Genomic DNA, 8,581 nt, shown 5'->3' with positions numbered 1-8,581 from the left:
ATGAGATAAAGACGATGCCAAACTACTTTGCCGACTACGACACGAGCGTGCATTTTATAGATCTGGAGACGCTTAAAAAAGAGCATGGCGGTATCCCACATGGGGGATTTGTACTGCGAAGCGGAGTGAGCGGAGAGCGCGGCGAAAATAAACACCTGATCGAGTTTTCACTAAAGCTTGATTCAAATCCCGAATTTACCGCTAACGTGCTAGTAGCTTACGCTAGAGCAGCCTATCGTTTGGCGCAAAAGGGCGAAAGCGGCGCATTTAGCGTGTTTGATATAGCTCCAGCACTTCTTTCGCCAAAGAGCGCCGATGAGCTGAGGCGAGAAATTTTATAAGATGGTGCAGTTTTAAAAATAAGGAAAATTTAGTGATAAAAATAGAAAATTTAACCAAATTTTATGGCGGTACGCAGATCCTTTATGATGTAAATCTAGAGGTTGCAAAGGGTGAAATTTTTGCTATTGTAGGACACAGCGGTGCTGGCAAATCAACGCTTTTAAGGTGCATAAATGGCCTAGAGAGCTATCAAGGTGGCAGCTTAAAGGTCTTTGATCAAGAGATAAAAAATTTAGATGAGATGCAGCAAAGACATTTAAGGCGAGATGTCGGAATGATATTTCAGCATTTTGCCCTGATGGCTAGGAAAAATGTCTTTGAAAATGTGGCTACTCCGCTTAAATTTTGGGGATATAAAAGCGGTGAAACCGAGAAAAGAGTAAGAGAGCTTTTAAATTTAGTCGGTCTTGAAAACAAGGCAAAAAGCTATCCAAGCGAGCTAAGTGGCGGACAAAAACAGCGCGTCGCAATCGCTAGAGCGCTTGCTTTAAATCCTAAAATTTTACTAAGCGACGAGGCGACTTCGGCTCTTGATCCAAACACGACAAATCAAATTTTAGAATTGCTTGAGAAGATAAACAAAGAGCTAGACATTAGCGTCGTCATCGTCACGCACGAGATGGAGGTGGTAAAATCTATCGCAAAACGTGCCATCTTGCTTGAAGGCGGCAAGATAATAGGCTCTGGAAGCATTGAAGAGCTATTTTTAAAGCCAGATGAGAAGATGAAAGAGTTTTTGGGTGAAGTCGAAATTTTGCCGAGCACTGGCACAAATATCAGGCTATTTTTTCCAAAAGAAGTGGCTCAAAATAGCGTGATCACGCACATGGCTAGAAGCCTAAATATCGACTTTAACATAGTTTGGGGCAAGCTTGAAAAGCTAAACGACAACGTCCTTGGCTCGCTTGTCATAAACATAGATGAAAAAGACAAAGAAAACGTGCTTAACTATATCAAGCAAAGTGGCGTTTTATGGGAGGTTGCTTGATGTTTGGTATTGATTTTTCTAAATTTCCAGATGTTTTTTCTAGGATACTTTTGCCAGCTATCGGTGAGACGCTATATATGAGCATCGTCTCCACCCTGCTCGCCTTTGCCATAGGCCTTATACCTGCGGTTTTACTCATCCTTTCAGATAAAGACGGACTAAAGCCAAACAAGCAGCTTTATCTTGTACTTGATATCGTTATAAACGTGCTTAGAAGCTTTCCGTTTATCATTTTAATCATCGTGCTCTTTCCAATTACAAAAATGATCGTAGGCACGAGCATTGGCACCACAGCTGCGATCGTTCCACTAACTATCGGAGCGGCTCCGTTTGTAGCAAGGCTCATTGAAAATGCGCTAAAAGAGGTTGATAAAGGCATCATCGAAGCTGCTCAAAGCTTTGGTAGCTCAAAATTTCAGATCATTTTCCGTGTTATGTTTGTCGAGGCGCTTCCTGGTATCATCTCGGCATTTACGCTAACGCTTATCGTAAACATCGGCTTTTCAGCAATGGCTGGTGCAGTTGGCGGTGGCGGACTAGGATCAGTCGCTATAAACTACGGCTATCAAAGATTTCGCCCAGATATTATGTTTTACACCGTCGTGATACTCATTATAATGGTGCAAATTTTTCAAATTTTGGGTAATTATTTGTATAAAATTTCAAAAAAATAAGACCACATTTTTATCTGATTTTAAGCTTTTTTTCTTAAAATTGCCAAATTAATTTTAGCTGAAAGGACAAAAGATGAAATCAGATATGTGCCAGATGTGCCGCCTACTAAAAAACGCGTCGTCGAAAGACTAATCTCTAAGCACAAAATTTCTTTTTAAGTGCTTAGAAATAGCTTAAGTACTTAAAAAGAAATTTAACCTTCTAGCTTAAATTTATCCTTTTTGGTGCTTGGCAAATTTTAAAAAAGGATAATAAATGAAAAAACTACTTCTTACTTCTTTAGTTGCCCTAGGCCTTAGCGTTAGTGCAAATGCTGCTGACAAGTCAAAAACAATAATCGTTGGTGCTACACCTATCCCACATGCTGAAATTTTAGAGGTTGTAAAACCTATTTTAGCAAAAGATGGCTACACACTTGAGATCAAAGAATTTAACGACTACACCACGCCAAACCTTGCGACAGAGGACGGCGACCTTGACGCAAACTTCTTTCAACACATCCCATATCTTGAAGAATTTAACAAAAACAAAGGCACTCACCTTGTAAAAACAGTAGGAGTTCATCTTGAGCCAATGGGCGTTTACTCTAAAAAGATCAAAGATATCAAAGAGCTAAAAGATGGCGCGATCGTTTCTATCCCAAATGACCCAACAAACGAGAGCCGTGCTCTTGATATCGTAGCTGGTGCCGGCCTTATCAAGCTAAATGACAACCCACTAAAAACTCCGCTTGATATAGTTGACAACCCTAAAAAACTTAAATTTGAAGAGATAGAGACAGCTCAAGTACCAAGAACACTTGATGACGTTACTATCGCAGTTATCAACACAAACTACGCTTTAAATGCGAGCCTCAATCCAACGAAAGACGCACTTGTGATCGAGGGTAAAGATAGCCCATATGTAAACTACGTAGTTGTAAAAGCTGGTAATGAAAATAGCCCAAAAATAAAAGCTCTTGATAAAGCGATCAACTCACCAGAAGTTAAGAAATTTATCGAGATCAAATATAATGGCGCGATTCTTCCAGCATTTTAATTAAAAATTTAAATAGGCGACGTAAAAGCTTTTACCTTTTTGGCGTCGCTTTAAACCAAATAAAAAAGGAAAAACAATGAAATTTATCAAACTTTTAACCGCATCTTTAGTTGCTCTAAGCCTTCACGCAGCCGACAAAGACCACACTATCGTAGTTGGCGTTTCACCAGTACCACACGCTGAAATTTTAGAATTTGTAAAACCAAAGCTAAAAGATAAAGGCTACGACCTAGTTATCTCTGAAATTTCAGACTACTCTATCCCAAATGTCGCAACAGAAGATGGTAGCTTGGACGCAAATTTCTTTCAGCATTTGCCATATCTTGAGGAGCAAAACAAGGCTAGAGGTCTACATCTTATAAGCGTTGCAAACGTCCACGTCGAGCCGCTTGGCTTTTACTCTAAAAAGATAAAAGATATCAAAGAGCTAAAAGATGGCTCTAAAGTAGCGATCGCTTATGATCCATCAAATGGTAACAGAGCGCTTAGGATTTTAGAAAAAGCTGGTCTTATAGAGATCAACAAAGGCGTCAAAACAGCTAGCGTAAATGACATAGCGAAAAATCCTAAGAATTTGCAGTTTGTCGAGCTTGAGGGCGCTCAGATCCCAAGAACGCTTGATGATGTGGATATCGCAGCTATTAGCACAAATTTCGTCCTTGATCTTGGCATGAGCGTGGCAAAAGACGCACTTTTACTTGAAGACGCCAATAGTCCTTATGCAAACATCATCGTTACAAAATCTGGCAACGAAAATAGCCCTAAGATCAAAGCTTTAGTCGATGCGGTGCTTAGCCCTGATACTAAAAATTTCATCATCACTCGCTACAAAGGCGAAGTTATACCTGCATTTTAAAAATGGGCGAGCCTTTCGCCCTATTTTATATACTCACATTTTATTTTTATTTTGTAATGCTATCTTCTCTATCATATTAGATGTCACAATTATCGACAAAGTCTGTTTAAATTTATGCCAAAAAACTTAAGCAAAGCTTTGCTAAAATGGCTCTTTTTATAAAATTTTAGGAAATTAAATGCTACATGATATTATAGATTTTATCGTTACAAGTGTTAGCAACTGGGGCTATGCTGGAATATTTGTAATGATGTTTTTAGAAAGCTCCTTTTTTCCATTTCCTAGTGAAGTAGCGATGATACCAGCTGGCTATTTAGCACATAAAGTTGAGATGAGCTTAATTTTAGCCTTTCTTGCAGGCACACTTGGTAGCCTTTTTGGAGCTATTTTCAACTACTATCTTTGCTATTTTTTTGGACGTGAGATCATTTTAAAATACGGCAAATTTGTGGGCATCACTCATGAAAAGATGGATAAATTTGAAGCATTTTTTAACAAACATGGCGAAATTTCTACCTTCAACTCACGTCTAATTCCAGGCATTCGCCAATACATCAGCCTGCCAGCCGGACTTGCCAAAATGAATATATTTAGATTTTGCTTATTTACCACACTTGGTGCCGGCATTTGGTGTGCTATTTTACTTGGGATTGGTTATTTTCTGGGCTCAAATCCTGACAAAAACACTCTTTTAATGGTAACAATTGCTCTTTTAATAATAGTTGCAATAATTAGTGCAATCTATATTGCAAAACAAAAAAACTAAAAAATACAATAAATTTTACAAATAAAAATACATATAATTTATTGTATTTTAAAAATACAAAAATACTTTAACAAATTTCTCTCATTTTTTCGAGACGAGATAAATTTCTTGATATTTTATCTAGCTCACTCTTGTTAAATACCTCTTTACCAGAATAGAAAAATTTAATTTTTGAAGTTGATTTTTGTGGTGAAATTTCTAAACTAAGCTCGCTTATAAGGCGATTTACCGTCCCTTCGTTGCCGTCTATTATATTTACATTCGGCGGCAAAATTTCTCTTAGGCTATCTTTAAAGTAGTTAAAATGCGTACAGCCAAGCACCAAAAAATCAAATTTGTTTAGATCGAATTTAGATAGCTCGTTTTTTAAATATGATTTTACATTTTGTGTGTCAAATTCTTCATCTTCAGCGAAATTTACAAGTCGTGGTAAGGCAAGTAGCTCGGTTTTATCTTTTGCATTTAAATTTACGATTAGCTTTTTTAGTTTTGCACCATTAACGGTGACTGGAGTAGCTATGACAAGCGTTTTTAGGGTATCATTGCGGCTTAGATCGTGGGCTTTTTTTACTGCTGGCTCCATGCCGATGATCGGCACACTTAACTTTGCTCTAAGATCTTTTATCGCCACACTTGTTGCTGTGTTACAAGCTACTACAACAGCTTCTGCGCCATTTTCTATAAGAAATTTAACAGCGTCAAAGCTAAATTTTAAAATTTCATCCCTGCTCTTTTGTCCGTATGGGACATTTTTCACATCTGCGTAATATAAAAATTCATGCTCGCTAAGCTTACTTAAAGCTTCATTTAAGACGCTAAGCCCGCCAAGCCCTGAGTCAAATATACCTATTTTCATGCTTTTCCTTAAAGCTTGCAATTATAGCAAATAATATCTTTGTAAGCCGTTTTTTATTATACTTTGGCTCATTTTAAAGTTGGAGTTAAATTTGGCAGTTGATAAGGTTATTTTTTATCTTTGTGCGACTTTGATCGCTATAAGTATTATCTTTTCACTTTCTTTGCCAGTTTTTACAGTTTTATTTTTTAACTACGGAGAATTTCACTTTTTTATACGCCAATTTATCGTCGGCTGCATAGGAATTTTTCTCATGTGGTGGCTCTCCAGGCTCAATCCTGAAAAAACGCTTGTTTGGATAGGGTTTGGGCTCCTTATATCTTGTGGTATCGCTATGGGGTTAATGCATGCATTACCAGCTTCTATGGTAACTGACGCTGGCGGTGCTAGACGTTGGATTAGACTACCTGGATTTTCACTAGCTCCAGTTGAGTTTTTTAAGATAGGGTTTGTATACTTTTTGGCATGGAGTTTTACTAGAAAATTTAGCGAAAATAAACGCACTTTAAAAGATGAGATTAGAATACTTGTGCCTTATATTATTCTTTTTGGTGTTGCTATCTTTCTTATTGCTGTTATGCAAAATGACCTTGGTCAAGTGGTCGTGCTGGCACTTACATTTGTGACGATGGCACTTTTTGCAGGGGCAAGCGCAAGACTTTTTAGCATTGGTATCCTAGGAGCTGCTTTTGTTATGACAGTGGCAATAATCAGCTCAGAACATAGAATCTTGCGTATAAAATCATGGTGGGGCACTATACAAAATATGGTGCTCTCTTTCTTGCCTGATAGCGTGGCAAACGTGCTTAGGGTGGCAGATGCTCCAGAGCCATACCAAATTTCTCACTCACTAAATGCGATCAAGCATGGCGAGTTTTTTGGCGAGGGGCTTGGAGCTGGGATATTTAAGCTTGGCTTTTTAAGCGAGGTGCATACGGACTTTGTGCTAGCTGGCATAGCTGAAGAGGTCGGTGTTTTTGGCATTTTGTGCATCACAGCGATCTTTATCACGCTTCTTTATAGGATATTTAGAATATCAGCTAGAAGTGAAAATAAGGTATATCATCTATTTACGCTTGGTATTGGGCTTATATTATCGTTTTCATTTTTGATGAATAGCTACGGCATCACATCAATCACACCTATTAAGGGTATTGCTGTGCCATTTTTAAGCTATGGTGGTAGCTCAGTGCTTGCGATTTGTATTGGTATTGGCATGGTTTTGATGGTTAGTAAGAGGGCAAAATTATGATTGTTATTTGTGGTGGTGGTACTGGTGGACACTTAGCGATTGCCAGAAGCTTTTGCGAGGAGCTAAATGAGCGAGGCATAAAGCCTATATTTATTGGCTCAACTAGCGGTCAAGATAAATTTTGGTTTGAAAATGATGAGAAATTTTCACAAAAATTTTTTCTACCAAGTAGTGGTGTGGTAAATAAAAGAGGTTTAGCAAAGCTAAAATCTCTAGTAAACATCATAAGCCTAGCTCTAAAATGCAAGAAAATTTTTAAAGAAAATGGCGTTAAAGCAGTTATTAGTGTTGGTGGCTACTCAGCAGCACCAGCAGCTATCGCAGCTATCATCTCAAAAACACCACTTTTTATCCACGAACAAAATGCCGTAATGGGCAAATTAAATAAAATTTTAAAGCCCTATGCAAAAGGCTTTTTTAGCTCTTATGATGAAACTTCGCCCTACCCCTATCCCGTTGCAAAGAAATTTTTTGATAGCCAAAGAGTTAGAGATGAGCTAAAAATTATACTCTTTTTAGGTGGCTCACAAGGTGCAAAAGCGATAAACGAGCTAGCTATAAATTTAGCTCCATATCTTAAAGAAAAAGGCATAAAGATCATTCATCAGTGCGGCAAAAATAGTTTTGATGAACTTGCAAAAAGATATGATGAACTTGGTTTTAATGAAACAAATCTAGAAATTTTTGAATTTAGTAAAGAGATAGAGAAGAAGATGAGCGAGGCTGATCTTGCCATCTCAAGGGCAGGAGCTAGCTCACTTTGGGAGCTTTGCGCAAATGCCTTACCATCTATCTTTATACCATTTCCTTATGCCGCTGGTAACCACCAATACTACAACGCAAAATTTCTAAAAGATAAAGGCATAGCAGAGATTTGCCTGCAAGATGGCGAGATTTTAGATAAAAGCGAAATTATAAAAATGATAGAGAGCTTTGACCTAACTAAAAGTAGCAAAGCTCTAAAACAGATCCTTTTGCCAAATGGAGCAAAAGAGATAATAAATAAGATTCTAAGCTAGGTCTTCACCTATCGCGCAAGCTTTTAGCTCTTTTAATTCGAAAACTAAATAGTGGTAAATAAGCTCATTTGTATCTAATTTTTTTGCACCAAAAACCGGATTTATCATGGAGATTATCTTGTCTGTGATGCCCGCGATCTCAACTAGCAAAAGCTCGTCTTTATGTTGCTTTGCAGCTTTGATGCAATTATAAAAAAATGTATAGATTATTTTAAAATTTTGTAAAACAACGTTTGAAACTATTCTAGAATGAACGTGCAAAACATTGTGCATACGCTCTCGTAAAACGTTTAGCTCCGCGAGTAGTGATTTTATCTGTGTGGTGTCAGTTGTTCTAGAAAAAAGACTCTTTTTCTTTTTTTTTGTTTGTATTTGATATTCTGCTATTAAAATTTCCATTATATTTGAAATAGTAGCAAGACTTTCTCGTAAATTTTCATTTGCTTTAAAGCTAACGCCGTCTTTTTCTATTTTGTAATTCAAGTTTCTTTTGATTTGTTCTAAATATGAGCTAATGTTTTCGTAGTAATCTTCGGTATCAAAGACGTTTTTGAAAAAATCACTCCCACCTTTTAAATTTGTAAGCTTTTTTTTAAGTTCTTCGGCATTTTTATTAAATTCAGCCACTCCAATAGTTAGCTCAATCTTATTCTCATCGCTTTGTTCTAGGGCTGTCAAACCTTCTTTTAGCGTAGAAATTTGTTTTTGAATATTCTGAAAATCCATTTTCCCTCTTTCAATTTTTTTGATTATTTTACTATAAAAATATGAAGTTTGGTCATCAAGAAG

Annotated in this window: 9 protein-coding genes and 1 pseudogene; 8 read left to right on the top strand and 2 right to left on the bottom strand. The window is 37.2% G+C overall.

What is annotated here, in order from left to right:
- From ACTTKV_RS01780 to ACTTKV_RS01755, 6 genes and pseudogenes are all read left to right on the top strand, one after another.
- Positions 1–341, top strand: a pseudogene (locus tag ACTTKV_RS01780) (diaminopimelate dehydrogenase); the annotation flags it as partial.
- Positions 342–373: 32 nt separating this feature from the next.
- Complete coding sequence (locus ACTTKV_RS01775; RefSeq protein ID WP_442548958.1) at positions 374–1,330, top strand: methionine ABC transporter ATP-binding protein; 957 nt, start codon at positions 374–376, stop codon at positions 1,328–1,330.
- On the top strand, positions 1,330–2,004 hold the full coding sequence (locus ACTTKV_RS01770) for a methionine ABC transporter permease (protein WP_442548957.1): 675 nt from the start codon (positions 1,330–1,332) through the stop codon (positions 2,002–2,004). Before ACTTKV_RS01775 ends, ACTTKV_RS01770 begins: the two co-directional genes overlap by 1 nt.
- 256 nt (positions 2,005–2,260) lie before the next feature.
- Positions 2,261–3,043, top strand: coding sequence for a MetQ/NlpA family ABC transporter substrate-binding protein (locus ACTTKV_RS01765; RefSeq protein ID WP_442548956.1), 783 nt, complete (start codon positions 2,261–2,263; stop codon positions 3,041–3,043).
- A gap of 76 nt (positions 3,044–3,119) precedes the next feature.
- Entirely contained in the window at positions 3,120–3,899 is a 780-nt protein-coding gene (locus ACTTKV_RS01760; RefSeq protein ID WP_442548955.1) for a MetQ/NlpA family ABC transporter substrate-binding protein, read from the top strand.
- A gap of 178 nt (positions 3,900–4,077) precedes the next feature.
- Positions 4,078–4,665: a DedA family protein gene (locus ACTTKV_RS01755; protein ID WP_442548954.1), complete on the top strand. Its 588-nt coding sequence runs from the start codon at positions 4,078–4,080 to the stop codon at positions 4,663–4,665.
- A gap of 67 nt (positions 4,666–4,732) precedes the next feature.
- Here ACTTKV_RS01755 and murI read toward each other — a convergent pair whose 3' ends face one another.
- Positions 4,733–5,521, bottom strand: coding sequence for a glutamate racemase (gene murI / locus ACTTKV_RS01750; protein ID WP_442548953.1), 789 nt, complete (start codon positions 5,519–5,521; stop codon positions 4,733–4,735).
- Between the two features lie 91 nt (positions 5,522–5,612).
- Between murI and ACTTKV_RS01745 the strand changes: the two genes are divergently transcribed.
- Together ACTTKV_RS01745 and murG are read left to right on the top strand one after the other, a co-directional pair.
- Positions 5,613–6,773, top strand: a complete 1,161-nt coding sequence (locus ACTTKV_RS01745) for an FtsW/RodA/SpoVE family cell cycle protein (RefSeq protein WP_442548952.1) — start codon at positions 5,613–5,615, stop codon at positions 6,771–6,773.
- On the top strand, positions 6,770–7,792 hold the full coding sequence (murG, locus tag ACTTKV_RS01740) for an undecaprenyldiphospho-muramoylpentapeptide beta-N-acetylglucosaminyltransferase (RefSeq protein ID WP_442548951.1): 1,023 nt from the start codon (positions 6,770–6,772) through the stop codon (positions 7,790–7,792). Before ACTTKV_RS01745 ends, murG begins: the two co-directional genes overlap by 4 nt.
- On the opposite strand, the gene ACTTKV_RS01735 is transcribed toward murG, so the two are convergent.
- Positions 7,784–8,518 carry a hypothetical protein gene (locus tag ACTTKV_RS01735; protein WP_442548950.1) on the bottom strand — a complete coding sequence of 245 codons (735 nt, stop codon included), beginning with the start codon at positions 8,516–8,518 and terminating at the stop codon, positions 7,784–7,786. The two genes, murG and ACTTKV_RS01735, sit on opposite strands and share 9 nt — an antisense overlap.
- Between the last annotated feature and the right edge of the window lie 63 nt (positions 8,519–8,581).

It is taken from the genome of Campylobacter sp. (genome assembly GCF_052169515.1).
Taxonomy (GTDB): domain Bacteria; phylum Campylobacterota; class Campylobacteria; order Campylobacterales; family Campylobacteraceae; genus Campylobacter_A.
The sequence above is the reverse complement of the archived record's forward strand: the minus strand, read 5'-3'. Positions and strand labels throughout refer to the sequence as shown.

What these genes read in the sequence shown, in the direction of transcription:
- ACTTKV_RS01735 (WP_442548950.1), bottom strand. Translation starts at nt 8,518, where the DNA reads ATGGATTTTCAGAATATTCAAAAACAAATTTCTACGCTAAAAGAAGGT.
- murG (WP_442548951.1), top strand. Translation starts at nt 6,770, where the DNA reads ATGATTGTTATTTGTGGTGGTGGTACTGGTGGACACTTAGCGATTGCC.
- ACTTKV_RS01760 (WP_442548955.1), top strand. Translation starts at nt 3,120, where the DNA reads ATGAAATTTATCAAACTTTTAACCGCATCTTTAGTTGCTCTAAGCCTT.
- murI (WP_442548953.1), bottom strand. Translation starts at nt 5,521, where the DNA reads ATGAAAATAGGTATATTTGACTCAGGGCTTGGCGGGCTTAGCGTCTTA.
- ACTTKV_RS01765 (WP_442548956.1), top strand. Translation starts at nt 2,261, where the DNA reads ATGAAAAAACTACTTCTTACTTCTTTAGTTGCCCTAGGCCTTAGCGTT.
- ACTTKV_RS01755 (WP_442548954.1), top strand. Translation starts at nt 4,078, where the DNA reads ATGCTACATGATATTATAGATTTTATCGTTACAAGTGTTAGCAACTGG.
- ACTTKV_RS01770 (WP_442548957.1), top strand. Translation starts at nt 1,330, where the DNA reads ATGTTTGGTATTGATTTTTCTAAATTTCCAGATGTTTTTTCTAGGATA.